Annotated in this window: 25 protein-coding genes and 1 pseudogene; 18 read left to right on the plus strand and 8 right to left on the minus strand. The window is 49.2% G+C overall.

Features of this window, described 5'->3' with window-relative positions; all coding sequences use genetic code 11:
* Window positions 1-25 precede the first annotated feature (25 nt).
* The 3 genes from BZJ19_RS08110 to BZJ19_RS08120 are packed head-to-tail and all read left to right on the plus strand — an operon-like array spanning window position 26 to window position 5,222.
* Window positions 26-1,063 (plus strand): efflux RND transporter periplasmic adaptor subunit, encoded by a 1,038-nt coding sequence (locus tag BZJ19_RS08110; protein WP_077675237.1) that lies wholly within the window; start codon window positions 26-28, stop codon window positions 1,061-1,063.
* A complete protein-coding gene (locus tag BZJ19_RS08115) occupies window positions 1,060-2,157 on the plus strand; it encodes an efflux RND transporter periplasmic adaptor subunit (protein WP_077675238.1) in 1,098 nt (365 codons plus the stop codon). The genes BZJ19_RS08110 and BZJ19_RS08115 overlap by 4 nt, the downstream gene beginning before the upstream one ends.
* Window positions 2,154-5,222 (plus strand): efflux RND transporter permease subunit, encoded by a 3,069-nt coding sequence (locus BZJ19_RS08120; protein ID WP_077675239.1) that lies wholly within the window; start codon window positions 2,154-2,156, stop codon window positions 5,220-5,222. Before BZJ19_RS08115 ends, BZJ19_RS08120 begins: the two co-directional genes overlap by 4 nt.
* Before the next feature lie 305 nt (window positions 5,223-5,527).
* Here BZJ19_RS08120 and BZJ19_RS08125 read toward each other — a convergent pair whose 3' ends face one another.
* Together BZJ19_RS08125 and BZJ19_RS08130 are read right to left on the minus strand one after the other, a co-directional pair.
* Window positions 5,528-6,007 (minus strand): PaaI family thioesterase, encoded by a 480-nt coding sequence (locus BZJ19_RS08125; RefSeq protein ID WP_077675240.1) that lies wholly within the window; start codon window positions 6,005-6,007, stop codon window positions 5,528-5,530.
* Between the two features lie 94 nt (window positions 6,008-6,101).
* The gene (locus BZJ19_RS08130) at window positions 6,102-6,632 is read right to left on the minus strand and encodes an NUDIX hydrolase (RefSeq protein WP_077675241.1); all 531 of its coding nucleotides are present in this window, start codon (window positions 6,630-6,632) and stop codon (window positions 6,102-6,104) included.
* Window positions 6,633-6,757: 125 nt separating this feature from the next.
* Here BZJ19_RS08130 and BZJ19_RS08135 point away from each other — a divergent pair, with 125 nt between their 5' ends.
* Window positions 6,758-8,074, plus strand: a complete 1,317-nt coding sequence (locus BZJ19_RS08135; RefSeq protein WP_077675242.1) for a DEAD/DEAH box helicase — start codon at window positions 6,758-6,760, stop codon at window positions 8,072-8,074.
* Between the two features lie 523 nt (window positions 8,075-8,597).
* On the opposite strand, the gene BZJ19_RS08140 is transcribed toward BZJ19_RS08135, so the two are convergent.
* The gene (locus BZJ19_RS08140; RefSeq protein WP_131825065.1) at window positions 8,598-8,795 is read right to left on the minus strand and encodes a hypothetical protein; all 198 of its coding nucleotides are present in this window, start codon (window positions 8,793-8,795) and stop codon (window positions 8,598-8,600) included.
* Between the two features lie 216 nt (window positions 8,796-9,011).
* On the minus strand, window positions 9,012-9,551 hold the full coding sequence (locus tag BZJ19_RS08145) for a hypothetical protein (RefSeq protein WP_077675243.1): 540 nt from the start codon (window positions 9,549-9,551) through the stop codon (window positions 9,012-9,014).
* A gap of 275 nt (window positions 9,552-9,826) precedes the next feature.
* Here BZJ19_RS08145 and aroG point away from each other — a divergent pair, with 275 nt between their 5' ends.
* Window positions 9,827-10,906, plus strand: coding sequence for a 3-deoxy-7-phosphoheptulonate synthase AroG (gene aroG / locus BZJ19_RS08150; protein WP_077675244.1), 1,080 nt, complete (start codon window positions 9,827-9,829; stop codon window positions 10,904-10,906).
* Window positions 10,907-10,975: 69 nt separating this feature from the next.
* On the opposite strand, the gene BZJ19_RS08155 is transcribed toward aroG, so the two are convergent.
* Complete coding sequence (locus BZJ19_RS08155) at window positions 10,976-11,404, minus strand: DUF3069 domain-containing protein (RefSeq protein ID WP_077675245.1); 429 nt, start codon at window positions 11,402-11,404, stop codon at window positions 10,976-10,978.
* 40 nt (window positions 11,405-11,444) lie between these two features.
* Window positions 11,445-11,882, minus strand: coding sequence for a bactofilin family protein (locus BZJ19_RS08160; protein WP_077457476.1), 438 nt, complete (start codon window positions 11,880-11,882; stop codon window positions 11,445-11,447).
* A 213-nt stretch (window positions 11,883-12,095) separates the two neighbouring features.
* Here BZJ19_RS08160 and BZJ19_RS08165 point away from each other — a divergent pair, with 213 nt between their 5' ends.
* Entirely contained in the window at window positions 12,096-12,779 is a 684-nt protein-coding gene (locus BZJ19_RS08165) for a YceH family protein (protein ID WP_077675246.1), read from the plus strand.
* A 5-nt stretch (window positions 12,780-12,784) separates the two neighbouring features.
* Entirely contained in the window at window positions 12,785-13,060 is a 276-nt protein-coding gene (locus BZJ19_RS08170) for a GIY-YIG nuclease family protein (RefSeq protein WP_077675247.1), read from the plus strand.
* A gap of 24 nt (window positions 13,061-13,084) precedes the next feature.
* Here the strand turns inward: BZJ19_RS08170 and BZJ19_RS08175 are convergent, their stop codons facing one another.
* Window positions 13,085-15,148, minus strand: coding sequence for a putative bifunctional diguanylate cyclase/phosphodiesterase (locus BZJ19_RS08175; protein WP_162274216.1), 2,064 nt, complete (start codon window positions 15,146-15,148; stop codon window positions 13,085-13,087).
* A 465-nt stretch (window positions 15,149-15,613) separates the two neighbouring features.
* Here BZJ19_RS08175 and BZJ19_RS08180 point away from each other — a divergent pair, with 465 nt between their 5' ends.
* The 11 genes and pseudogenes from BZJ19_RS08180 to BZJ19_RS08230 all read left to right on the plus strand — a co-directional run bounded on the left by BZJ19_RS08180 (window position 15,614) and on the right by BZJ19_RS08230 (window position 24,732).
* On the plus strand, window positions 15,614-16,570 hold the full coding sequence (locus BZJ19_RS08180; protein ID WP_077675249.1) for a YbgA family protein: 957 nt from the start codon (window positions 15,614-15,616) through the stop codon (window positions 16,568-16,570).
* Window positions 16,560-17,390: a MerR family transcriptional regulator gene (locus tag BZJ19_RS08185; RefSeq protein WP_077675250.1), complete on the plus strand. Its 831-nt coding sequence runs from the start codon at window positions 16,560-16,562 to the stop codon at window positions 17,388-17,390. The genes BZJ19_RS08180 and BZJ19_RS08185 overlap by 11 nt, the downstream gene beginning before the upstream one ends.
* Window positions 17,381-18,820, plus strand: a complete 1,440-nt coding sequence (phrB, locus tag BZJ19_RS08190; protein ID WP_077675251.1) for a deoxyribodipyrimidine photo-lyase — start codon at window positions 17,381-17,383, stop codon at window positions 18,818-18,820. The genes BZJ19_RS08185 and phrB overlap by 10 nt, the downstream gene beginning before the upstream one ends.
* The gene (locus tag BZJ19_RS08195; RefSeq protein ID WP_077675252.1) at window positions 18,820-19,260 is read left to right on the plus strand and encodes a nuclear transport factor 2 family protein; all 441 of its coding nucleotides are present in this window, start codon (window positions 18,820-18,822) and stop codon (window positions 19,258-19,260) included. The genes phrB and BZJ19_RS08195 overlap by 1 nt, the downstream gene beginning before the upstream one ends.
* Window positions 19,257-19,876: pseudogene (locus BZJ19_RS08200) on the plus strand (SDR family NAD(P)-dependent oxidoreductase). Before BZJ19_RS08195 ends, BZJ19_RS08200 begins: the two are co-directional and overlap by 4 nt.
* A complete protein-coding gene (locus BZJ19_RS08205) occupies window positions 19,873-21,129 on the plus strand; it encodes an NAD(P)/FAD-dependent oxidoreductase (RefSeq protein WP_077675253.1) in 1,257 nt (418 codons plus the stop codon). Before BZJ19_RS08200 ends, BZJ19_RS08205 begins: the two are co-directional and overlap by 4 nt.
* Window positions 21,130-21,137: 8 nt before the next feature.
* Complete coding sequence (locus tag BZJ19_RS08210) at window positions 21,138-21,875, plus strand: DUF1365 domain-containing protein (protein WP_077675311.1); 738 nt, start codon at window positions 21,138-21,140, stop codon at window positions 21,873-21,875.
* A 2-nt stretch (window positions 21,876-21,877) separates the two neighbouring features.
* On the plus strand, window positions 21,878-23,119 hold the full coding sequence (locus BZJ19_RS08215; protein ID WP_077675254.1) for an SAM-dependent methyltransferase: 1,242 nt from the start codon (window positions 21,878-21,880) through the stop codon (window positions 23,117-23,119).
* A gap of 4 nt (window positions 23,120-23,123) precedes the next feature.
* Complete coding sequence (locus BZJ19_RS08220; protein WP_077675255.1) at window positions 23,124-23,639, plus strand: DUF2878 domain-containing protein; 516 nt, start codon at window positions 23,124-23,126, stop codon at window positions 23,637-23,639.
* Window positions 23,639-24,175, plus strand: a complete 537-nt coding sequence (locus tag BZJ19_RS08225; protein ID WP_077675256.1) for a chalcone isomerase family protein — start codon at window positions 23,639-23,641, stop codon at window positions 24,173-24,175. Before BZJ19_RS08220 ends, BZJ19_RS08225 begins: the two co-directional genes overlap by 1 nt.
* Window positions 24,172-24,732 (plus strand): DUF3833 domain-containing protein, encoded by a 561-nt coding sequence (locus BZJ19_RS08230; protein WP_077675257.1) that lies wholly within the window; start codon window positions 24,172-24,174, stop codon window positions 24,730-24,732. Before BZJ19_RS08225 ends, BZJ19_RS08230 begins: the two co-directional genes overlap by 4 nt.
* Here BZJ19_RS08230 and BZJ19_RS08235 read toward each other — a convergent pair whose 3' ends face one another.
* The gene (locus BZJ19_RS08235) at window positions 24,733-26,364 is read right to left on the minus strand and encodes a DUF2813 domain-containing protein (protein WP_069586459.1); all 1,632 of its coding nucleotides are present in this window, start codon (window positions 26,362-26,364) and stop codon (window positions 24,733-24,735) included.
* Between the last annotated feature and the right edge of the window lie 224 nt (window positions 26,365-26,588).

Below are 26,588 nucleotides of genomic sequence, written 5' to 3' on the forward strand. Positions count from 1 at the left end.
TAGGTTTTGTTGTGAGGAAAGGCAGATGAATAAAAGTGCTGTGCTGGTTTGCGCCGTCACCTTGCTACTCAGTGGCTGTGGTGAGCAGGCGACCTCCGCACCATCAGAAACGCCAGCTCGACCCGCTAAGCTGTTGACGGTAGCTATCGGTCATGAAGGGATTACCCGTCAATTTCCCGCTCAGGTTGAAGCCGATGATAAGGCGTTGCTCTCCTTTCGAGTATCAGGCGTGATAGAGAGCATGCCGGTGAAAGCAGGTATGGATGTTAATCAAGGCGATATTTTAGCGGAGTTGGATGGGCAGCAATATCGTCTGCAGCTAGACAAGGCCAAGGCCCAGTATCAACTGGCCCAGGTGCAATTCAATCGCGCAGATCGTCTACACAATGACAAAGTCATATCTGAACAGCGCTTTGATGAAGCGCGCTCGGCGTTGAGTGAGGCTGCTGCTGGTTTAGAGCAAGCGCAGGCGAATGTGAATTATACGCAGCTAAAAGCGCCATATTCAGGTACCGTGTCTTTGCGCATGAAAGAAGTCAATGAGTTTGCCCGAGCTCAAGAGCCTATCCTCCACATTCAGTCGAAAGATATCATTAACGTCAGCTTTCAGTTACCTGAACGTTACTTTCATTACTTTAGCCAGCAAACAGAGCAGTTAACGCCATTTGTGACGTTTGACGCGTATGGCGATCGCCGCTTTCCTGCCCAGTTTAAGGAGATGGATACAGAGGCGGACACGAAAACAGCGTCCTATCGGGTCACGGTGAGCTTAATGCGGCCACAAGCGGTGAATGTATTGCCGGGCATGGCAGCGAAAGTGAGTGTCACCATTCCGACAGATGCACAGACTTCCATTCCTGACTCAGCATTGATCAAAAAAGGGGATGAGCTTGGTGTTTGGCGAGTCGATCCGCAAGGTGTTGTGTCTTTCACGCCCATTCGTTTAGAGGATGGCAAAGTGAGTGATGGCCTTGAAAATGGCGATGTGATTGTCGCGACCGGCTCGGGTGCGCTTCAAGAGGGCGATCGGGTACGAGCTTGGGTGAAGGAGCGTGGACTATGAAAGCAATCACAAAACTCTTGGGTATTGGGGGCTGTGTGCTGCTCCTTTCGGCGTGCCAGCCTGAGTCTGCTCCTCGCGAGGTGGCAACGCCAGTGGTGACAACCTTTAAGGTGCACCATCAGCAACAAGATGAACGTATTACCTTCCCCGCGGTGGCCGCCGCGGCAGATAAAGCAACGTTAGCGTTTCGGGTGCCTGGCGAGGTGCAGCAAATTAACGTAAAAGCGGGAGATTTGGTCAAGAAAGGCGATGTACTGGCGCGACTTGAACCAACAGACTATCGCTTAGCGGTCGAGAATGCCAGTGCGCGCTTTGATGTCGCGGATGCTCAGTATCGTCGCTCGGCCCCCTTGGTTAAACAAGGTATGCTGGCTCAATCACAATTTGATGAGCTAAAAGCACAGCGCGAAATTGCGCAAGCAGAGTTGGCGCTGGCGAAGCTGCATTTATCCTACGTTGAGCTGAAAGCACCGGAAAATGGCGTTATCTCTCGTGTCAGCGTGGAGCCATTTGAAACCATTGCGCCGGGGCAAGCGATCATGAATATCCACGATGCCACACGTGCCGACATTCGCATTCAAGTCCCTGATATTTTGTTTAGTCGCAATGCGGGTGTGAACACGCAATCGGTGCAAACGCGGTTGGTTCCCGAAGTGATAACCCAACAAGGCAATACCTTCAAGGCATCGATCGACGAATATACCGCCGAGCCGGATCCGCAAAGCGGTGCCTTTGTGGTGACCTTAACGATGCCGATGCCAGAGCAACAATTCATTCTCGATGGTATGCCCGTTCAAGTCAGTATTTCTCGTCAAGGCTTGCAGTTAACCCGTACAGGGCTCTCTATACCGATAGAAGCGGTGTTTAACCAAGATGGTGACCCGCTTGATCGCGAGCACAGTTATGTATGGCTCTTGAATGCTGAGGACAATACCGTGCACAAGCAGCAGATTGAGATGGGGCGCATTCACGGTCACCGGATTGAAGTGGTTGAAGGGTTGAAACAGGGTGATCGCATTGTTGTTGACGGCGCGAATCAACTGGCCGATGGGCAAACCGTACAGCTCGCGTCACAAGAGGAAAAGAGATCATGAAGCAAGGCGTGGCAGGTTATTTTATTCAAAACAAAGTTATCAGTTGGATGATTACACTGATCTTTTTGATTGGGGGTACCATCGCGTTTTTGGGGCTAGGGCGTTTAGAGGATCCGGCCTTTACCATTAAAGATGCAATGGTCATCACCAGCTATCCTGGTGCAACGCCGCAGCAGGTTGAAGAAGAAGTCACTTATCCGCTTGAGAAAGCGGTACAGCAGCTTACCTATGTCGATGAAGTTCGCTCTATTTCCAGCCGTGGCCTTTCCCAGATCACGGTTAAAATGAAACCCAAATATCGTTCCGATGATCTTCCCCAGATATGGGATGAGCTGCGCCGAAAAGTGAACGATGCACGGGGACAACTTCCTCCTGGCGTGAACCCGCCACAAGTGATGGATGACTTTGGTGATGTGTACGGGATTTTATTGGCGATAACCGGTGACGGATATAGCTATAGCGAGCTTAAAGACTATGTGGATTATTTGCGTCGTGAGCTTGAATTAGTCCAAGGGGTGGGCAAAGTACAAGTGACCGGTGCGCAACAGGAACAAGTCTTTATCGAAGTGTCGATTCAGCGCTTGAGCAGCTTGGGTATCTCTCCTAATACCTTATTTAACCTGCTGGCAACCCAAAACTTAGTGAGCAATGCGGGAGCTGTGCGAGTGGGGGATGAGTATATTCGTATTCATCCTACCGGCGAGTTCTCGTCTGTGGATGAATTGGGCAACCTAATCCTCACCGAAGCGGGCTCACAAGGCCTGATTTACCTGCGCGACGTTGCGGATGTAAAACGGGGATACCAAGAAGTACCGAGCCAAGTCCTGTCGTATAACGGTAAGCAAGCGCTGCAAGTTGGTATTTCTTTTGCTGATGGTGTCAATGTGGTTGAAGTTGGGCAGAGCGTCGATAAACGTTTGGCGGAGCTCAATGATAATCAGCCGGTTGGTATTCAAGTGCATCATGTGTATAACCAGCCCGATGAAGTCGACAACTCGGTCAGCGGTTTTGTGTCTAGTCTCGGGCAAGCGGTGGCGATCGTTATTATCGTGTTGCTCTTTTTTATGGGACTGCGCTCGGGCCTTTTAATTGGCTTGGTGTTACTGCTAACCGTGCTGGGCACGTTCGTGTTTATGCGCTACTTCGATATTAATTTACAGCGTGTTTCACTCGGTGCCTTGGTCATTGCGCTTGGCATGCTGGTGGATAACGCCATTGTGGTGGTTGAAGGTATATTAGTCGGCTTAAAACGCGGCCGAACGCGAATGCAGGCCGCGCACGATATTGTCACTCAGACCAAGTGGCCTTTGTTGGGGGCGACCGTGATTGCGGTTACAGCGTTTGCGCCGATTGGTTTATCTGAAGATGCAACCGGTGAGTATTGCGGCACCTTGTTTACGGTTCTGCTGATCTCCTTGATGCTCAGTTGGTTTACAGCCATTACGCTGACGCCTTTTTTTGCCAGCATGTTTTTCAAAGAAACCACCGTTTTCGAGGGTGATGAGCAATCGGACCCCTACAATGGCGTGCTATTTGTGATCTATAAACGATTCTTATCGTTTTGTATGCATCATGCCTATCTTACTCTAGCTGTCATGGTCATTGCGCTGGGAGCCAGTGTTTACGGGTTTAGCCATCTGAAACAGTCTTTCTTCCCTGACTCGACCACACCGATGTTCATGGTGGATTTGTGGCTGCCTGAAGGGACAGATATTCGGGCGACCCAAGGCACCTTGGATGATGTCTCAAGCTGGTTGAGTGAACAAGAAGGGGTGAGCTATGTATCGACCAGTGCAGGGAAAGGGTCTCAGCGCTTCATGTTGACCTATTCACCAGAGAAAACTTACGCCGCGTACGGTGAGCTGATCGTCCGCGTGGACGAGTATGCACATGTGAAACCCACGATGGGGCTGGTGCGTTCACATATTCAGCAGCAATATCCGAATGTTCAACTCAAGCTCAAACCGATCACCTTAGGGCCTGCGTCGGGATCTAAAATTGAAGCGCGGATTATCGGACCTGAGCCGACGGAATTGCGAGCTATTGCTAAGCAGGTGGAAGCACGTCTTCATCAAGACCCCGATGCCGTCAATATTCGTCATGATTGGCGCGAACGTACCAAAGTGCTCGAACCTGAGTTTAACGAGAGCCAAGCGCGTCGCTACGGGATTACGAAAAAAGACGTGGACGATCTCTTGACCATGACGTTCAGTGGCAAACGCATTGGCGTGTATCGTGATGGCACCAATCTGATGCCCATTGTGGCCCGCTTGCCGGATGAGGAGCGCGTCAATATTAATACCCTCGAAGGGATGAAGATCTGGAGCCCTGTGCTGAAAAATTATATTCCTTTGCAACAGGTGATTCTCGACTATGACCTTCGTTGGGAAGACCCCATCATCATGCGTAAAAATCGCAAACGCATGCTGACAGTGATGGCTGACCCCGATCCATTGGGTGGCGTCACTGCGGCAACGTTATTGACGCGGGTCCGCAGTGATATTGAGTCGATTCCTCTTCCAGAGGGCTACCGTATTGAATGGGGCGGTGAGCATGAGTCATCCACAGAAGCAAAAGAAGGGCTGTTTAGTATTATGCCTCTGGGCTACCTCTTTATGTTCTTGGTAACCATACTGCTATTTAACTCGGTGAAAGAGTCGTTAATTGTTTGGTTAACCGTGCCGCTTGCAGTTGTCGGGGTGACCACGGGTCTGCTCTTACTGAATACGCCGTTCGGATTTATGGCATTACTCGGCTTCTTAAGCCTAAGTGGTATGCTACTGAAAAATGGGATTGTATTGATTGACCAAATCAATATTGAGGTTGCCAGTGGCAAACAGCGCTACCAAGCGGTAGTGGACGCGGCCGTAAGTCGTGTTCGTCCGGTTTGTATGGCTGCGGTGACGACCATTTTAGGGATGTTGCCGCTGTTACCGGATGTGTTTTTCCGCCCAATGGCAGTGACTATCATGTTTGGGTTGGGCTTTGCGACCGTGTTAACACTGATTGTAGTGCCCGTACTGTACCGGATTTTTTATCAAATCCATTATCACCGCAATGCATGATACGACGAAGCACCGCAATCGCGGTGCTTTTTTTTATGGCAGTGTCTCAAGATTGAGGCTGTGTATAACTGTAGAACTATCCACAGAAACAGTTAATAACTCGGTGAATTTCGTCGCTAAGCAGCATCAGGAGCGCGACAGTTAAAAGTCAATATGCTGAGTAAGACTTTTATAGATACGTCACACTCAAACCGGATGCTAAATGTAACTGATTGATTACCAAGAAATAGTGTGCAAGATGTTGATATGAGGCAGTAAAGCAGCGTTACCGAATAGGTAAGGCTGCTTTGCAATATAGAGAGAAACTAGCTGATTTGCTTGAGGGATAGGGTTAACTCAAAAGTTGCCATCGGCTCATCGCCATGAAGCGTGGGGCAGGTAGCCACAATGGTGACAGGCTGATTGACACGCTCACCGGTTTCGATGGTTTCGCTGATCATGGCTTGGATTTTTTGCCCATCGAGGCAGGTAAAAATCACATCGTCTTCTGGGCGCTTATGAAAATCTGCCGTGACTGCTTTGAAAGCGAGACTGATTTTAATCCCGTGTTGCTCGGCCATCGCCATGGCAAGAAAACCGCCAGCCACATCGGCACCTACTGCTAGCGCGCCAAAATACATGCTGTTTAGGTGGTTTTTAGTCCGGCGTCCTAATGGGATTCTCATCTGTACGTGCTGATCGTCAATAGCAAGAATCTTGGGCCGACACCAACCAATCATAGGAACTTTGAGAAACCCAAACAGCGAAAGGTGCTGATTAGCACGCGCCAAAGGGGAAGAAAACATACACACTCCTTGTTAATCTGGTCATACCTGTCCAAGCTACTCGTTGCCATACTGTGGCGTCAACATTTCATTAACAACAATGCGGAGTGGGTAGCTAAGATTGAGGCCGTGACAATAAGCCTTGATAATCAGCGCGTGCAATAAGGGCAACGGTCTTGTTGTCGTTTATCTCTCCTGCCGCAATGCGTGTTCTTGCTTCGGCCACGGTCATCAGACGGAGTTGGATAAACTCATCATCATCCAGATTCATTTCAGTCTGTGTGAGGTCAGAGGCCAGATAGAAGTGCTGAACTTCATCGCAAAATCCGGGCACGGGGAGTGCAGAGCCCAGCGAGTGCCATGACATGGCTTGGTAGCCCGTTTCCTCTTCAAGCTCACGCTTTGCACCTTCTAGCGGGCATTCATCACGCTCTAATGTCCCAGCGGGCGCTTCTAGCAACCATTGATTAACCGCGGGTCGAAATTGATTGAGCAACACAAGGCGGCCATCCCCGAGCATGGGTAAAATAACCGTAGCGCCAGGGTGGCGAATGACATGATGCCGATGAGAGCGTCCATCCGGCAATACGGTTTGTGCCTCTACCAACGACAGGCGTTTCCATTGGTGGTAAATCGTCTCTTTCATCCCTATCCTCAACGCGTGTTGCACCCGTTTTTAGTGCAGTGTTTTGTTGTAAAGTATGGTAGCATTCGCGACCTTAAATGGCGCTACTGCGCGCTTTGTCATAGAAATACCATTGGAGTAATACCTTGCAATTTGACGATCTGGGATTAGATAGACGTTTACTGTCGCTCATTGCCCACCGTGGATTTGAAAAGCCAACCGATATCCAGCGACAGGCGATTCCTGTTGTTATGGCTGGGAAGGATCTGTTGGCCTCCTCAAAAACGGGCTCAGGGAAAACGCTGGCGTTTTTATTGCCGGCAATGCAGCGCGTGCTACGTACTAAACCTCTCAGTCGTCGCGACCCACGTGTTTTGGTGCTCGCGCCCACACGAGAATTGGCAAAGCAAGTGTATGGGCAATTGCGTATGCTGACCAGTGGTACGCCCCATAAAGCCGCATTGGTATTGGGGGGGGAAAACTTTAACGAGCAAGCGAAAGTCTTCCGTCAGTCACCTACTTTCGTTGTGGCCACGCCTGGGCGTCTTGCCGATCATCTGAAACAGCATCACTTGTCGTTAGCTGGATTGGAAATGCTGATCCTTGATGAAGCTGATCGTATGCTCGATCTTGGATTCAAGGCGCAATTAGATGCCATTAACGAGCAAGCTAACCATCGTTTACGCCAAACGCTCATGTTTTCTGCGACGCTGGACCATCAGCAAGTGACAGACATGGCTGCAGGGCTGCTTAAGTCCCCTAAACGCATTGCGGCGGGAGAAACGCATACTCTACATAGTGACATTGAACAGCACTTTGTGCTAAGTGATCATCTTGATCACAAGCATGCGCTATTGGATCACTTAATGGAAGCTAATGCGCACAAACAAGTGATGGTCTTTACCGCAACGCGCGCAGACACTGAGCGTCTTGCGGAGAGATTTAACCAAGCCGGCTATAAAGCCATTGCCTTGAGCGGTGAGCTTAACCAGTCATCTCGTAATCGTATTATGGATGAGTTTGAGCGCGGCCTTCATGATGTCTTGGTCACTACGGATGTGGCATCCCGTGGTCTGGACTTGCTTAATGTCTCTATGGTGATCAACTTTGATTTGCCGAAACATGCGGAAGAATATATTCACCGTGTGGGTCGTACTGGGCGAGCTGGACATCAAGGTTTGGCTTATTCATTGGTTGGCCCGAAAGATTGGCGAAGCTTTAAAAATATTGAAGCTTTTTTGCGTTTGAGCTTATCTTTCACTGCGATTGAGGGCCTAACGGGTAAATTTAAAGGTCTCAAAGAGAAAAAATCAGTCAAACTTCAGTCGAAAGGGCCTGCGAAACGCAAAAAGCCAACCCAAAAGGCGAAGCCGAAAGCACCTAAGAAACGCGATAAGAGCTTTTATAACAATGTGCCTGCTGGCGATACGCCCATGATGCGGAAAAAACCTAAACCAGAATAGGGCAAAATACCGTTTATCGAATAAAAGGAGGGGTATCCCTCCTTTGTTTTATCTATTATGCCGGCGGCTAGCTACCATCAGGAAGATATTCGCTGTATATCACTAAATTTTGTACACCAATGAAACTTTGTTTTGCTTAACGCTATGATGCCCAAAAATCTCACTTTTCTTTGGTGAAACTGTGCTTTTTTGCAGCAATTTAATTACATATTACGTACACTGTGCAGCAATCGTTGCTTGATGGTTAAGCAAATGCGGGTTGGAGTGTGCGGTGGACGGCTGCATACAAGATTCATTGACTATTAATAGGAAACGCTGTGGAAACTGCATTGGTCGTTGCTTTTATCACTGCTGCTGCGTGGATTGTGCGCCGCGAACGTGCCGCGCAATAAGCGCCTCACGAGATAACTTGCTGACTAGGCCCTTTAAAACCTCATTCTGTCAGTAAAAAAGCCTTCTCTTTTGAGAAGGCTTTGTTATTTATCGCGCACCGAATAGGCGCGTACTGAAGAGGGAAGTGAGGTTAGTTGTCGTAGTAATCGCCGTCTGCTACCTCATGAAAATCTTCAACTTGGCTGGCGGCTTTAAAATCCGCAGCCGGTTTTGTAAGGCGTCGACGTAACATCGACACTTGCTCTTCCAAGCGATGTGCGGTTTCGATATTACCTTCTTGATAGGCCTCTTGAATTTTTCTTTCAAATTCATCAATACGTTGAGTCATCACCATCGTTTTACCCTCCGACAGTTCCCACGCACAATGACGGCGAACGTCCTGACATGGGTTTTATCACCACGCACACAAGACACACGCCACCTTCATTGGTGGCATACGTATCTCACATAAAGTTAGTTTAATATAGCGATAAAGCCAGTGAGAGAGGTCGCACTGACACGGTCATCCAGAGTAGGAAAGAATAGGGTGGATGACCGTGGTCTATTAATACAGGTATCTGACTGAAAAAATCAACCTATTTTCTTCAAGACCGTTTGCCCGCCACGTCGCACCCAGTGAAAGTGCCTCTGTTGAATGAAAGCGACCGCCAAGTTCGACAATGCTCTCGCTGTCATCTTTGTCGAAAATAATCGAGCCGACATACATTGTGGCTTCGAAAGGAGGGGCGATCCAAGCTCGAGCACCGCCACCAATTACTGTCGCAATGTCGCCAGTGTCGTGTTTGTCATCCTCTGGACGTCTTAGCCACGCAGCTTCGATCTCTCCGTACAGATCGACAAACTCGTTTACTGGGGCGTGAAAGCCTGCACCCGCAGAGGTGTACCAGTCGCCTTCAAACTGCGTATCTCCTTTGGCGACAAAGTGTGCACCCTCCATAAATGCAAAGCGCGCCAGCCCGCCTAAACCACTTGGGTTGGCCAGAACGTTAATCTGTATGTGGTTGTAGTTGAAGTTGGTGGCGTGAGCATTTGGCAATAATAAGCCACATGCCAGAGCCGCGCTTGCAATCAGGCGTTTTGTCACGTGAGACGCTCCTTAATCGTTTAATGTCAGTGTAATAGCATGTGTAGAACATGCGCAATAAGTGACCACGAGGCGGTGGCTTTTTTATGAGTTGACGCATAGTTGTCAAAATATGGAGAAATTCAACAACTGTTTCTAGTCAAATTTATCCAGTATTTTTTAACTTTAAAACTCGTAAAAAAATATTTGCACCATGGCGGTGTTCACGTTAGCGTAAAGGCTCATGAAGGAAAAAGCAGCCCTATGAAGCTGCATGCAAGCACAGGATCAAGCCCATGAGTGTACACCCGACAGATGATGTAAGAATTCAACAAATTAAAGAGCTGCTGCCACCGATCGCTGTATTAGAAAAATTTCCAGCCACAGAGATAGCAGAGAAGACCGTGTTCGATGCACGTCAATCTATTCATCATATTTTGAATGACGAAGACGATAGATTAGTGGTCGTAGTCGGCCCTTGCTCTATTCACGACCCGAATGCTGCCAAAGAATATGCCAGCAAGCTCAAAGCACTCCGAGAAGAGCTTAATGACGATTTGGAAGTGGTGATGCGCGTTTATTTTGAAAAGCCGCGTACGACGGTGGGTTGGAAAGGCCTGATTAATGACCCTTATCTAGACAACAGTTTCAAGATTAACGATGGCCTGCGTTTGGGAAGAGAGCTTCTACTCGATATTGCCAATATGGGCCTACCGGCAGCGGGCGAATTTCTTGATATGATCACGCCGCAATATATGGCCGATTTAATCAGTTGGGGCGCTATTGGTGCGCGTACCACTGAGTCTCAAGTGCACCGTGAGTTGGCATCAGGTTTGTCGTGCCCGGTTGGATTTAAGAACGGCACGGATGGCAATATTAAGATTGCGACGGATGCCATTCGCTCAGCAAGCGCGCCGCATCAGTTTTTATCGGTAACCAAATACGGCCATTCTGCTATCGTGGCAACGGCAGGAAACGATGATTGTCACCTGATCCTTCGTGGCGGCAAGGCGCCTAACTATAGCGCAACAGATGTTGATCAGATCTGTTCATCGCTTGCAGGTGCCGGGTTGCGCCAAAAGGTAATGATCGACTTTAGCCACGCGAACAGCAGCAAGCAGTATCAAAAGCAAAAAGAGGTTTGTCACGATGTCGCGGGGCAAATTGCTGGCGGCAATGACGCAATCTTTGGCGTCATGATCGAAAGTCATCTGATTGAGGGGCGTCAAGACTTGATTGAAGGGCAGTCGCTCACTTATGGACAAAGCATCACCGATGGGTGTATTGGCTGGGAAGACACCGAGCTAACTCTACGTCAGCTAGCGGGCGCAGTAAGAGCCAGACGAGGTGCAAAACAGCAGCGTAAGAGCGCTTAAAAAGAAAAGGGCCAGCGTATAATACTGGCCCTTATTTTATTCTCGTGCGATGGACTTACTGTGTGAGCATTACTGTACTTGAAAGATAGATTGAAACTCACGCTTAAGCGCGGGTTTTAAACGCGCCTGCTTCAATTGCTTGGATAAGTCTTTAACGCAACGTTTAAGTACATCGTCCAATACCTGCGCTTTGTAATTCTCTTGATCGTCCTCGGACATGTCATCGAGTTTGACGTTTTGCAATTCGTTGAGCGTATCAATCCCGACATAACTTTGGCTGATTGCCACTAAAGCATGAAACTGGTCGAAACTGTCGAGCACATTTTGCGCACTAGCAGGGAGCTTTTCCCATGCTTCACGTACACTAGGCTCTGCAGCGTCATGAACAGAGGCTATCATCGTGTACATGGCTTCAGGAGCATTTTCATAACGAATCACGCTTTGCAGCTCTGGGGAAAACTCGTCAAAACTCATATTGGTACTGCTGGTATCGGACATGTGCCGATTCTCCTTCACTTTTTATGCTAAGCCCACGTCGTTATGAGCGACTTGCGGCTTTTCGGTCTTTCTTTTCGTTATTCTCTGTACGCTCACTGCGTGTTTGGTCGTCCAGTGGCACGACGGTATCGGTGGCCAAGGTGGCACGGTTTTCACCTGCGAGCAAGCCGCCTTTCTCAATGGTGAGCTGCTCGGTGTTGAGCACGCCTTTCATTTTACCTTGCGAGAGAATGTCAATCGCATCGGCTTCACATTGTCCTTCAACCAAACCGTTAATTGTAATGTGCTTGGCATGAATCGTACCACGGAAGTGTCCGGTTGCTGAGATAACCACGGCATTGGCCTGAGTGATATTGCCTTCACCAAAGCCATCAATTTGGATATCTCCGTCAAGCTCAATATCACCAACAACCTTGCAGTTTTTCGCCACGATTGACAAACCAAGGTTACGGTTTGGGGTTGAACGAAACAGGCCCATAGTTTGTACTCCACAATCCATTTCCTACCAGTATATCATCTGGTGTCAGGCTATGTGTCGCGATCTTTTCACTCAAGCCTGACTAACATGTGATCCTGATACCAGTCTGAGGGCCTGTTTGTGCCGAATTATTCAGCACTTAGTTGAAGCGTAATTGCTCGGATATGCCCAACTTGCTATAACACGATTATTATCTCGATGAGGACATGGATCATGTCAATGCGATTAACGCCCTATCAACAACGTGTCATCGGCAGTTTGCTTGAAAAAGAAGTGACCACGCCTGACCATTACCCACTGACCTTAAATGCGCTCACGACGGCGGTGAATCAAAAAAGTAACCGAGAGCCTGTCTATACGCTCACCGACGCCGATGTGTTAGATGTTGTGAACGAGCTTATTGATTCACGTCTTATCAGCCCACAGGAAGGGATGGGAAGCCGCGTCTGCAAGTACCAGCATCGTTTCTGTAATACGCCATTCGGTAACTTGACGTTTACGGATCAAGAAAAAGCGATTATTTGCGTGCTGTTGTTACGTGGCCCCCAGACTGCGGGTGAGCTACGCACCCGGACGCAAAGGTTATGTGAATTTGCCGATATGCAGCAGGTAGAGAGCACGCTAAGTGCCATGATAGAGGCCAAATGGATTATCAAGCTAGCACGTGAACCGGGTAAACGGGAATCGCGCTATATCCATTTATTTGGTGAATCAGCCGAATCGAGCTCTGAAAGCAAAATGAGACCCGAAACAGAAACGCCTGAGCTAAGTGCAGATAACACCGCGGTGCCAAACCCATCTAACGGGATGAACCACATGCTGGAAGCGCGGGTTGATGCGCTCGAGCAAGAAGTCGCCAGTCTGCGTGAGGCATTAAACGCGCTGTTATCCAAGTAAGAAAGATGAGCGAGTTCTGGTTCGTTTACTTGGTTCGTACGCGGCATAATGCTTTGTATTGTGGCGTATCGACGGATGTTGAGCGCCGCTTTCAGCAGCACCTCAGTGGCAAAGGTGCGCGTGCGTTGCGAGGGAAAGGGCCACTTTCTCTGGTATGGCAATCTCCTGCTATGAGCAAACAAGCCGCTATGCAGTTGGAATATCGGATTAAACAGTGGCCCAAGAAGCGTAAAGAAGCATTATGTCTGGGAGATAACGACGTCCAGTGGTGGGAGTCGTAACGCGTGTACACGTCGGTTACTTGGCTATGAATTCGAATAGCGCTGGTACGGAGTATGTTGTTTTAACAAGGTAAGGAGTTGATCGATGCCCATCGCGGGATAGTACAGATGACCTTGAATATAGCGACAGCCGATTTGGGCTAAATAATCCATCTGTGCTTGGTGTTCGACGCCCTCAGCGACCACTTTCAAGCCTAACAAGTCCGCCATGCCAATCACGGCTTGGCAAATCACTGCATCGTCTTTGCATCCTGGTAGTTGGTCGATAAAGCTGCGATCAATTTTAACCGTATCAACAGGGAAATGTTTCAGGTATGCCAGTGATGAGTATCCAGTCCCGAAATCATCAATCGCTAGTGATACACCCGCTTCGGTGAGTGTGTGCAGTGTCTGTTGATTTTGTTCCAAATTTTCAATAAACACTTGCTCGGTCAACTCGATTTGCACGCGCTCTGCCGGCACTTTATGGCGTTCGATGGCTTGTAAAATCGTATCAGCCAGAAAACTGTCTTGAAATTCATGACCAGAGACATTGATAGCAAGCATCGGCGGTGCACAGCCCTCAGTGAGCAGCATGGCATAGTGCTCAAGCGCTTTGTTAATAATCCAATTCCCCAATTGCTGCATCAACCCTGTATCTTCAGCGGTGCGCACGATGGTATCAGGCGAAATGATAGTTCCCCCTTCATCCTGCCAGCGTACCAAGGCTTCTATGCCCACGATACGCTGCGTTCTTAAATCGATCTGGGGCTGAAAATGCAGCATCAATTCACTGCCTTGGATGGCTTTGCGAATGATGTATTCGATGTCGCGTTTTTGCTGAAGGTGGTCACGCATCGCCATTTGAAATACCACTACACGGTGGTGCATGAGTTGTCGAGCTCGATGCGCAGCAGTATCGGCGTGGCGCAGTAATTCATGAGCCGGCATAGATGTATCATAGCGATACGCCACACCAATCGCGCAGTTGGGTAAAACAGTCACTCCCTGAACTTGGCATTCTTTTTCTACACTCAAGCGTACTTGCTTGGCGTGTACCTCGGCTTCTAACGGCGATAAATCGGTGCGCAGCATGACAAAGTGTTCATCACTGGTTCTGGCTAAATAAGCTTGGGGGGGCAGTATATTTTGTAAGCGTTTGGCGACGGTAGTTAATACATCATCATGAACGCGATAGCCATGAAGATCATTGATTTCCTTGATGTTATCAATATCAATACAAATCAGCGATAGCGTACGCGTTGTCGAGAGCGTCTTATTAATGGTGTGCTGAATGTGATTAAGCAGCGCATGGCGATTTGGCAGATAGGTGAGGGGATCATGATTAGCAATAAAATGCAGTTGATTTTCAACGTCTTTGCGCTGGGTTATTTCATTTTGTAGCCGAGAAATGGTCGCCTGTTCCGCTTTTCTTGCCATTAAATTGATTTCAATTAAATACAACGCAATCCCCACTAGGATCGTGACAACCAACCCTGAGATGTAAATGAGCATCGGCAAGGACAAAAAGTGTTCCGACTCCGGGGTGTTCCACAATGTGACGACAAACTCGGGGCTAGCGCCGGTTAGCGTGAGCCCAACTTGTCCTGTTGCCGCTCCATTAGGCGGTATTTCCCCGAATACAGCGCGCCCATTACTTGCAGCGTAGAGCGTGAGTTTCTGAGACGTATCGAGGTAATCGGCTGCTAGGTAACTGATATGTTTCGCAACATCGAGGGTGCCACCGAGGAAATAATCAGGGGTATTCCGATTTTGCGTATAGATAGGGTGTGCAATATGCCAGTTATGAAGCGACTCTACATCCATACGCGAAAGCTGAGCGTTATCTTCTCCTAAAACGTCAAACGGGAACTGCTCGGGCTGTTCTGAATCACTTTGGGGATAATGCCAACGAATCGTCCGATCAGGCTCTGCCCAAAAAAGAGTTTGAAAATGAACGTCATTTCCCTGATGCGCTTGCACTAATGCTTGCCATGTCGAATACGTTGAAGGGATATCTTTTTCTATCTCACTGGCAAGCACACTGAGTTGATTAAGGTGAGCATTCATATGACGCGTTAACGCGTCAGCAAAGGATTTTGCTTCCACGCTTAACAGCTGCTCGGTGCGCAGTCTTTGTTGTTCTTGTGCGGTATTAAATAAGGAAAAAGTCGCAATCAGGATAGAAAAGCAGATTATCGCAATCACGCCCATAGAGCGGCCGCGAGGCYGAAAAGGACGCTTCGCAATGGAAAGACGGTCATTGCTGTTAAGTTTCGTTCTCTGTAAGGGCATGGTCGTGAAAGCTATATCATGATGGTTTCAAGTGTATGTGACGCGAATGACTCAAATCGTATCAATAGTGAGACAAAGATGAGACTCCCGCTTTGATAAAGGATAAATCAAGCGTAGCAGTTGTTGAGGCCACTGCGTGATGACAGATCAAGGACGAGAATAAACTTGTACAAATAAAAAAAATTGTACAAAAGTGATCCTTCACCTACATTGAGTTGTACAACAAAAAATAAATGTACAACTCTGCGGCTCATGCCGCTTGATAAGAAGAGGTGAAGCATGTCGTTTCCAGTTGGTGTTAGCGCATGTGTGATTGGTGAAAAGGTGCGCTTTGATAGCGGTCATAAACGCAGTCCGTTTGTGACCAAAGAGCTCGCTCCCTATGTCAATTTTGTCCCTGTGTGTCCGGAAGTCGCAGTCGGCCTACCGGTTCCAAGGCCGACGATTCGTTTATTAGAGAAGGGGAATGTGGGCGACATTCGTTTGGTTGAGACGAAAGACGCCAGCAAAGATCATACTGAAAAAATGGTGGCCTTTAGTGAACGAAAAGCGGATGAATTGGCCTATAAAGCACTGCGCGGCTATATCGTTTGTGCCAAGTCGCCCACTTGTGGCATGGAGCGTGTCAAAGTCTATCGGGAAAATGGCTACACCTCTGATATCTCTGGGGTAGGGCTGTATACCCAAGCATTAATGGAACGTATGCCGTGGCTGCCAATTGAAGAAGATGGCCGATTAAATGATCCCATCCTGCGTGAGAATTTTGTGTTCCGGTTATTTGCGTTAGACGATTTATATCGCAGTGTCGAAAGTGGCGTGACAAGAAAAGCACTGGTTGCATTCCACTCGCGGTACAAATTAGTCTTGATGGCGCACTCGCCTGAGCGCTACCGAGAGTTGGGCCGTTTTATGGCGAACATCGCGGAGTACGATATTGATGAGTTCTTCCACCAGTATCGCACGCAGTTTATGCAGTCGTTGGCTATCCGTGCGACACGGAAAAAGCACACCAATGTGCTGATGCATCTGCAAGGCTATTTTAAGAACAACTTAGACAAGAGCCAAAAAGCAGAGCTGACTCACCTTATTCATGCTTACCGTCAAGGTACGATGCCGCTGTTAGCGCCGTTGACTCTAATTTCTCACCATTTGCACAACCACCCAGATGATTACCTTGCTAGTCAAGCGTATCTGAAGCCGTATCCAGATGCCTTAAGGTTACGTTATGGACTCTAATCTCGAAAACACGCTGACGATCAGCCAAGTCGCTGATCGTACCGGCGTCAACCCGGTGACATTACGCGCATGGCAACGCCGTTATGGTTTGCTATCTCCGGCGCGAACGCCGAAAGGCCATCGTCTATACAGTGATGAAGACGTCGCCATGATTGGTCGGATCTTACGCTGGCTAGATAAAGGTGTTCCGATCAGCAAAGTGAAACCGTTACTGTCGCAAACCGAGACCCCAATAGATAGCGAAGATGACACGTCAGCGCGTGAGCTGATGAAGTTGATTCGTGATTTATCATTGAAAAAACTCGGCCAGTACGTCGAAACCTTATTAAAAGAATATCCGTTTTATTGGCTCATCGAACACGTCTTTACGCCGCTAGATACGTGGTTGGATGAGGAGCAAAGCGCCATCAGTTCTCTGCAGAAGGATATGTGGCGCAGTACGGTGATCGAAAAATGCCAAGCGGCAATGTTGGCGAACGCAAAACGCAACAGTAAGTTCCCTTGTTGGTTGGTGACACTCACCGACACAGAAGATTATCAGCGCACTATGATGGCGATGCGTCTGAATGAAAAAGGTTACAACGTCACCATTTTGCGTGAGCCACACTCCCAACTTGGCCTTATCCTCGAAGTTATGCGAGAGCAAAAGATTCCCACGCTCGCAGTGATGGCTGCGCACCGTCTCGATCGTTCCCAGCTTAATCAGCTACGGCAGTGTTACGCACAATCTGACATTCACATTGTGAGCCAGCCATTTATTTGCTCCGTACATGGAGACGAGCTAAAAGAACTCAAGGAGAACAATCCGTTATGCATTTAGTTTGGTTTCGACGCGATCTGCGCTGCCTCGACAATCGTGCACTGCATGCAGCGTGCGAAGCAAACGAGCCTGTTGTGGGCCTTTTTGTGGAAACACCGGATCAATGGGCTGCCCACCATATGGCCCCGATTCAGGCGGGATTGATTGAAGCAAGACTTAAGACGCTGCGTGACGAACTCAGTGCACTTAACATTCCGCTGTTGGTGACACGAGCCGCTGACTATAAGAAGGCGTCTGAAACGGTCGCAACCCTTGCGAACTCGCTAGACGTCAACGCCGTGTTTGTGAATCGTGAATACGAGCTGAATGAGCAAAATCGCGATCGCCAAGCACAGCAACGATTGGAGGCGAAGGGCATTGATTGGTACGCCTATCATGACCGTAATCTGTTTGCGCCCGGCACGATTCGTTCTGGGAAAGGCGATGCGTATAAAGTCTTTACCCCGTTTAAAAAAGCCTGTCTACGTGCATTAGAAGGCATGGATCAGTCACCGCTCAAGGCACCAGCTGCTCGTGCTGATGATACGCGGTTAACTACTATTTTTGCTTCTCTTGAGCCGATTGAATTTGACTATCCAACCGAGGCCGTCTCGGCATGGCCGACCACGGAAAAAGCCATCTTAGATAAGTTACGCACTTATTGCCGAGAACAAGCCGCAGATTACAAGGCGCAACGGGATTTCCCTGCCATTGATGGCACCAGTCAGCTGTCACCGTATCTTGCCATTGGCGCATTGTCCCCTCGCCAATGCTTAACGCGACTGCAATCTGAGCATCCGCACTGGCGCGAGCCCGATTCAGGCGCAGCAACTTGGTTGTCAGAGTTAATCTGGCGCGATTTCTATCAAGAAGTGAGTGCTCAAAACCCCAGTATTAGCAAAAAGCATTGCTTTTTAGAGTGGGGAGAGTCTGTGGTATGGGATAACGACAAAGCGCGCTTTGAAGCGTGGAAAGCGGGTAAAACCGGCTTTCCGATTGTGGATGCTGCGATGCAGCAATTAAACACCACCGGATGGATGCATAACCGACTGCGGATGATAGTGGCCAGCTTTTTAACCAAGGACTTGCTCATCGATTGGCGTTGGGGGGAGGACTACTTTATGTCCAAGCTGATTGACGGTGACTTTGCTTCCAACAACGGTGGTTGGCAATGGTCAGCGTCAGTTGGCACCGATGCGCAGCCTTACTTTCGAATTTTTAATCCGACAACCCAAGGGGAGCGCTTCGACAGTGATGGGCGCTTCATACGTCGTTGGCTACCAGCACTAAAAGAGGTGCCTGGTAAGCAAATCCATCAACCTTGGTCGTGGGCGGAAAAGTATGCGCGGTCATTGGATTACCCCAAACCGATTATTGATCATGCTAAGCAGCGCAAACAGGCATTAGCGATTTTTGAGGCGGCCAAAAATCAGCCCAAGGAGTCTGCATAATGGAGAGCGGGAGCGTTCAAACTCAAGTGGTGCGTTTTGCGCAAGTCTATCAAGCACTCAGTAAAGACAATTTGGCATCGCTTGAAACGATCTACCACCCCGACATTGTGTTTATCGACCCAGCACACCGTATTGAAGGGCTATCTGCGTTCTTAGCGTACTTTGCTTCCTTGTATCAAAACGTCACCAGCTGTCAGTTTGATATTCACCATACCACGGCTGGCGACAGTGATGCGTTCGTGACGTGGACCATGACGTTTTCTCATCCGCGTGTGCAACAAGGCAGACCGAGACAGGTGCATGGTTGCTCGCATTTGACGTTTACGGATGGGCGAATCAGTCGTCACCGTGACTATTTTGACATGGGTGAAATGATTTATGAGGCCTTGCCGTTGATGGGTCGACTACTCACTTACATAAAAGCGAGGTTAGGACAATGAAACAGGTTGTGATTACTGGCGCGACATCGGGGATTGGCGAGCAATTAGCGCGAGACTATGCGCGCCAAGGGTGGCGCGTTATTGCGTGTGGTCGTAACAAAGACAAGCTCGATGCGATGCAGCGCGATCATGCTTCTCTCGAGCCGTTAGTGTTTGATGCCACAGACAGGGACCAAACCCATCAAGCGCTCGGTGCCTTATCAGCAAGCTCTGATTTGGTGATCCTAAATGCCGGCACCTGTGAATACATCGACTACGGAAAAATCGATGTACCCTTGTTTAAACGCGTATTCGATATCAACGTGTTTGGCGTCCTTAATTGTATCGAAGCCTTGCAGGCAAGCTTTGTGCCGGGCACCCATTTGGCAATCGTTGGCTCTTCAGCGAGTTACATGCCTTTACCGCGTGCAGAGGCGTATGGTGCATCTAAAGCTGCTATCAGTCGATGCGGGTGACCGTCGAGCAAGCGTCGGCGGCCATTCAAGCAGGGCTTGAGAAACGCAAAGCAGAAGTTCACTTTCCGCGTAAGTTTACCTATTTCCTGAAAATTATCGCCTTACTCCCTACATCATGGCAGATCGCCATTGCTCGACGCATGACAAGGAAACAAGCATGAAAATTGCCATTATCGGCTCCGGTATTGCGGGCCTGACATGTGCCCACTATTTAAATAAGCGTCATGACATTCAGCTCTTTGAAGCCAACGACTATCTCGGTGGTCACACGGCGACCGTTGACGTAGAGGTTGAGAGTGGACGCTATGCGATCGACACGGGCTTTATCGTGTTTAACGATCGTACTTATCCGAATTATGAACGTTTACTGGAAGAAATCGGGGTAGGTCGACAGCCTTCTGAGATGAGTTTTAGTGTGCGTAACGATGAAAATGGTCTGGAATACAACGGACATAGCTTAGCGTCGCTGTTCGCGCAAAAACGTAATGTGGTGAATGTTCGGTTTTACCGTTTCTTAGCCGAGATTATGCGTTTTAACCGTTTGGCGCGTGAGGCTCATCAGCGCGGCCAAGTGTCAGATACATTGGCTATGCACACCTTGGGGGAGTTTCTTAACCAGCACGGGTTTAGCGACTACTTCTGTCAAAACTATATCTTACCGATGGGGGCGGCAATATGGTCCTCCACACTTTCAGATATGCGCGGATTTCCTCTGGCATTTTTCCTCCGTTTTTTCCAAAACCACGGCTTGCTGGATATTACGAATCGCCCGCAGTGGTACGTCATTCCGGGTGGCTCGCGTGAATATGTTAGAAAGCTCACCCCAGCGTTTGCTGAAAAGATCCAATTAAACACCCCCGTTAGGCAAGTAACACGTCACCAGCACGGCGTTGTGCTCACCACAGAGAGTGGCGAGTATCAGTTCGATCATGTCATTTTTGCTTGCCATAGCGATCAAGCCCTGTCGATGCTAGCCGATCCTTCAACAGCTGAACGTGAAGTGTTAGGCGCAATTCCGTATCAAGATAACGAGGTGGTGCTCCATACCGATACCTCATTACTTCCCACTCGCAAAGGGGCATGGGCGAGCTGGAACTATCATCTGCCCGTGTCAGAAGATATAGACACGCAACCTGCAGCTTTGACCTACAATATGAATATATTGCAGTCAATTCAGTCGCCTGAAACCTTCTGTGTCACGCTAAATCAAACGGATCGAATCGATCCGAGTAAGATTTTACGGCAGTTTGTGTATGCGCATCCGGTATTTAATACCGAAAGCGTCGCCGCGCAGCAACAGCGCCATCGAATTAATGGCCAGCAACGAAGCTGGTTCTGTGGCGCCTACTGGTACAACGGCTTCCATGAAGATGGTGTGCGCAGTGCGCTCGATGTAGTTGAGGAAATGAGTTAGTGAGTACAGTGGCAGAATCACTTCAAAGTGGGCTTTATGTTGGCCAAGTTCGGCATAGACGCTTTACGCCGATCAAACACGCCTTTAACTATCCCGTGTTTATGCCGCTGATTGATTTGGATGAGCTAAGCACACTGGCAGAGCGTGTGCGCGGCTTTCGACTCGGGAAGTGGGGGGTCGCCGCTTTTCATCACGCCGACTATTTCGCAGGGGAGTCGGACACCAAAGCGGCCTGTCTCGATAAACTCTATGCGCTAACCGGTGAGCGTATTTCGGGTAAAGTCTACGCATTGTGCCAACTGCGCTATTTGGGCGTGTACTTTAGCCCAGTGAACCTTTATTACATCTACGACAAGGACAATCAGTGGCGGTATTTGTTGGCTGAGGTGAGTAATACCCCTTGGGGAGAGAAGCATTTTTATGCGATACCCGCGGGGAAGCGCTGGCAGCATGATAAAGCCTTTCATGTCTCACCATTCAACCCGATTGAGCAACGGTATCATTGGCGGCTCAAACCACTGGGTGAACGTGTGCATGTGCACTTAGAAGCGCACCGAGATGATCGAGAGTTCGATGCCACTTTAGGTATGAAGCGGCGCCCCTTTACCACGAAAACCCTCAATAAACTATTGATCCGAACCCCGATCGAGACAGTAAAAGTTCTCATTGGTATTTATTGGCAGGCGCTCAAATTATGGATAAAGGGCGCACCGTTTTATCCGCACCCAGGTGTGAAGAAGGAGTAATTATGTCTGCGACGGACGTTTCTCAAACTCAACGCACGCTGACACGCAAAGAGCACTATGCTAAGCAGTTGGTTTACACATTACTGGCACATGTTAAAGATGCTTGTATCTCTTTAGTCGACGAGCAGGGGCAAACCTTACAATGTGGTGATCCACAAGCTAGTCTTCATGCCTCTGTGCTCGTCCACGATCCGCGCTTTTACACGCGTATGTTGACCGGCGGAAGTATTGCCGCCGCTGAAGCTTACGTCGATGGTTGGTGGGAATCTCCCAATCTGACCGATGTGATCCGCGTCTTTGCTCGCAATCTACCTGCCATCGATCGCATTGAAAAACACACCGGTTGGTTGGTGAATCTTGGCAATAAGCTGGCACACTGGCGAAACCGCAACGAAAAAGACACCGCACGTCGTAATATTTCAGCGCATTACGATCTGGGTAATGATCTGTACCGCCACTTTCTTGATGAGCAGATGCTCTATTCTAGTGCTATTTACACCGAGAACACTGCGGGCTTGGAAGCGGCACAAATTGAGAAAATGGACCGCCTCTGTCGGCAACTCAAGCTCAAACCATCGGATCACTTAATTGAGATTGGGTCGGGCTGGGGGGCCATGGCTATCTACGCCGCTAAAGAGTACGGTTGCCGAGTCACCACGACGACGATTTCTGAAGAGCAATATGCCTGGGCAAAAGCTCGTATTGAACAAGCGGGCCTGCAAAACCAAATCACCTTGCTAAAAGAAGATTACCGCGATCTTGATGGTGAGTACGATAAGCTCGTTTCGATTGAAATGATCGAAGCGGTGGGCAAAGAATATCTCGATACCTTCGTGAAAAAGTGTCAATCGTTACTTAAACCTGAGGGGCTGATGGCCATTCAAGCCATTACCATTTCCGACCAACGCTATGACCACTACAGCCGGAATGTGGACTTTATTCAAAAGCACATTTTTCCTGGCGGCTTCCTGCCCTCAGTCAATGTGTTGCTGGATCATTTTACCGCGCAGACCGACTTTGTGATGCGTGATTTAAAAGATATTGGTATCGATTACGCCAATACACTCGCCGACTGGCATCAGCGTTTTAACCAAAACGCTGATACGCTACAAACCTTTGGCTATGACGAACGCTTTGCGCGTTTGTGGCGGTATTACTTCTGCTATTGCGAGGGGGGATTCCGCGAGCGCACCATCAGCGCTGTGCAGTTGCTGTTTAGTCGCCCCGCTTGGCGTGAGGCTTAATCCCATGCGCTTTGTGGTGATCTCCCTGCTTTTTAACGTGTTTTGGCTCACGGCAGCGCTGGGGCAAAGTAGCACCCAGTGGCTGCTGGTCGCCATGCTTGCCGCGGCGATTTTCTATCAGCGCAATGTCTTGAGGGCGATCATCACCTTAACGCCGATAGGCCTTGTCGGTGACAACGTGTTAATCCATTTTGGCTGGCTTGCCACTGAACCTGTATCAACGTGGATGCCGGAGTGGCTGGCGCTACTTTGGTGCGGGTTCTGCGCCTTTATTTGGTTGTTGCGTGAGATTATTCTCGCCCATTCTCTATGGGCGATGAGTCTGATTGGCGCTTTGGGTGGCGCGAGCAGTTATGTTGCTGGAGAACGGCTTGGCGCGATTGTCTTTCCGCAACCTTGGCTCACCACAAGTCTCGTTCTAGTGGCGGTCTGGGCGGTGTACAGTGTGATCCTTATCCACCTAATGCGTTGGCTGGTAGAAAAAACACAGCCAACGACGTTGGCCTCAGGAGGTGAGTGATGAAAGCTATTCTGCTTGTGAGCTGGCTTACCTTGATTCTCTCTTGGCCGAGTTCTGCCGAGACGGCATCTTCCCCGATAGAGACTGCATGGCAATCTTGGCCTCAAGTTGGCAAGGCAACACTCACATGGGGCTGGTGGACGATTTATCGCTCCGAGTTGCGTGCGCCTGAGGGAGAGTATCAATCACAAGAGCCACATGCGTTGGTGATTACCTATGCCCGAGATATCAGCGACAAACGACTGATGGAAGCGACGGACGATCAGTGGCAGCACCTTGGGTTCTCTGCATCACAGCGCGCAGTGTGGCTGGAAACAATCTCGCCAGCTTGGGGCGATATCAAGGAGAACGATCGTCTCGCTTTTGTCCGTACTCGGACCGGCGGTACATTTTATTACCAACGCGCGGACCAAAACTGGCAGCCAACACTTAATCTGACTGATGTGGCATTGGCCGACGCCTTCTTGGCCATTTGGTTATCAGAAAACACCGATTACCCCGATCACCGTAAAGCATTATTAGGAGATCCATCATGATTCTACCGACGAGGCAGATCCAGCCAATTCAGTGGGCCTTGCTCGCCGTGGCTGCGCTGCTGTTGACGGCGTGTTCAGCGGACATTGAAGACTACAAAGCTCGTACCCCTGCGTTTGACTTGTTTGAGTATTTTGAAGGACACACAAAAGCATGGGGTATGGTGCAAGATTTTTCTGGTGAGCAACGTCGGCGTTTTGAGGTAGATATCATTGGCACGGTGGATGGCGATACACTGACACTCGACGAGTCCTTTGTGTATGACGACGGCGAGACCCAAACGCGTGTTTGGACGATTACCCGCCACGCAGACGGCACCTATTCAGGGACCGCCGGAGATATCGTGGGCACTGCGACAGGGGTTGTCGAAGGGAATGCGTTAAATTGGCGCTATGATTTGGTTGTGCCCGTTGGTGACAGCGAGTATCAACTGCACTTTGACGACTGGATGTTCCGACAAGATTCAGATCATTTATTTAATGTCACCTCGATGCGCAAATGGGGGGTTGAAGTGGGGAAAGTGACGCTGTTTTTCCAGCGTATCAACAAGGAGGGCTAATTAGCCCATCCCTCTGGCTAAGCCGATCGCGCGTTGCAGGATCCACCGAAGCAACTTAGGGATCGGCGTTTTCAGTTCGTTCTCGGTATAGGCGATGATCGCGAGCGCGGCATCAGGTTTGGCGTAACGCTTGAGTGCCTTGGTAATGATGCGCCTGTCATTCATGTGAGGCTGTTGGCTTGTCATGCCTGCCATATCTCGGAACAAAGGTTCATAGCCGTTGTTATACAAGAAATGTTCAATGTCTTTATCCGGCAAAACGGTAAGCCTGACGCCCTCCGGCTGATTCTCAATCTGTCCGCGCGCTGTTGCGGCATACTTCTTCCCGGCCATATCACCATCGGCGACTAGGTGCCATTCAATCCCCAAGGCTTTGGCGGTTTTGATTAATGGACGTAGACCGCTTTGTGCAAATTCAATTAAGTGGACGCCTTCGGCAGCGAGGTCATAACCTTGCAAGCGAGCTAGCTCATTAAATAACCAAATCTCCGTCTCGCCTTCAACCAACAGCCAGCAGCGCGCAAACAAGGCACTGGGGCGATGAAAGCGGACATGAAAGGTAACGCGACGGCGTTCATCTTTACTTAACAGCTGTGAGGGGACTTGGTGGCTGCGTGTCTCGGTCGGATGGCGTACCAATCTTCGGATATGATCAAGTTGAACCCCCGCCAAAAGATCACCACTATTGGTGGTCAGTATTTTTTGCATCGGCATCAACTGGATAAGGCGCCAAGCTTGATTCAATAAGGTGGGGTGCAGGCGACCTTCAGGATCCTCAAATACCATGATCGGTCGCGCATTGCGCTTAAGCTGCTTTGGTCCTCGCGCCCGCACAAATGCGCTCAACAGTCCCATCAGGATAAGGTGGCTTTGATTGGAGGTATTGTTGGCCACCGCTTCTAAGGGATGCATTTGATTATGGGTAAAAGCTAGCGTTCCGGGAGCATGGATAGGATAGGGAGGGCGGTCGTGCTCTTGCACGGCAAAGTAATGATCTAGCAGTTGACGCATCGCATGTAGCCCACTCTTAATCTCGCCTTTATTGACGTGGCCGGGCATCATTAACAATCGGCGATAGGTATTGTCGAGCCGTTGCTCTAGGCGGGTATTGTCTTTAGTTACTGTTTGTCCGGGGACCCGCATGCGTCTTGCATCGCGTACCCGCACCACAGGATGGATCTGCATGAGATGCTGTGCCAGCGCATCGCTCTCGATATCTTGAATGACATCGCCCTGGCTGGATAGAAACTCGCGACGTACGTGGACTTTGCTTTCTTCTGTGGTGGCGCTCAAGCGATAATCGAGAGTACGGCAACCCTCATGCTCGCCATTCCACACCGGTGTAAAGCGTCGATAGCGCCGCGCTTTATGTTCGCCAGCAAAGCTTTCTTGCCAACGCAGTACGATTTGAAATTGTTGTTCTGGGGCAATCCCTAGGGTGTGGTCAACATGAAAGTCCGAGCGTTTGAAGCTAGGGCGATCACCACTAGGATGCAACGCGATTTCTAATGCGTCGAGAAGGGAAGATTTACCCCACGCATTTTCACCGATTAAAACGGTGAGTTCATCAACTTGTAGTGACAGGCGCTTAATGCCACGAAAGCCTGCTATTTCAATCCGGTCTAGTCTCATCGTCACCTCTCATTTACTGTATGACAGTTCTTGTTGAAAGGAAATAAATCCGGTGACGATTTTGTGCTATATCGCTGATTTATTGCCTTTATCTCATCATCTGATAGGCATTTTTTATTGGCGTTTGAAGTAGGAGTGCACTGAAAACCCTGCTAAAGTGTTAAGACTTTATAGGTCCCTACCTGCATCGCCCATCGTCAATTCTCTCGACGTTCCGTGATGCA

Origin of the sequence: Salinivibrio proteolyticus, assembly GCF_001996165.1 — a bacterium.
Lineage (GTDB): Bacteria > Pseudomonadota > Gammaproteobacteria > Enterobacterales > Vibrionaceae > Salinivibrio > Salinivibrio proteolyticus.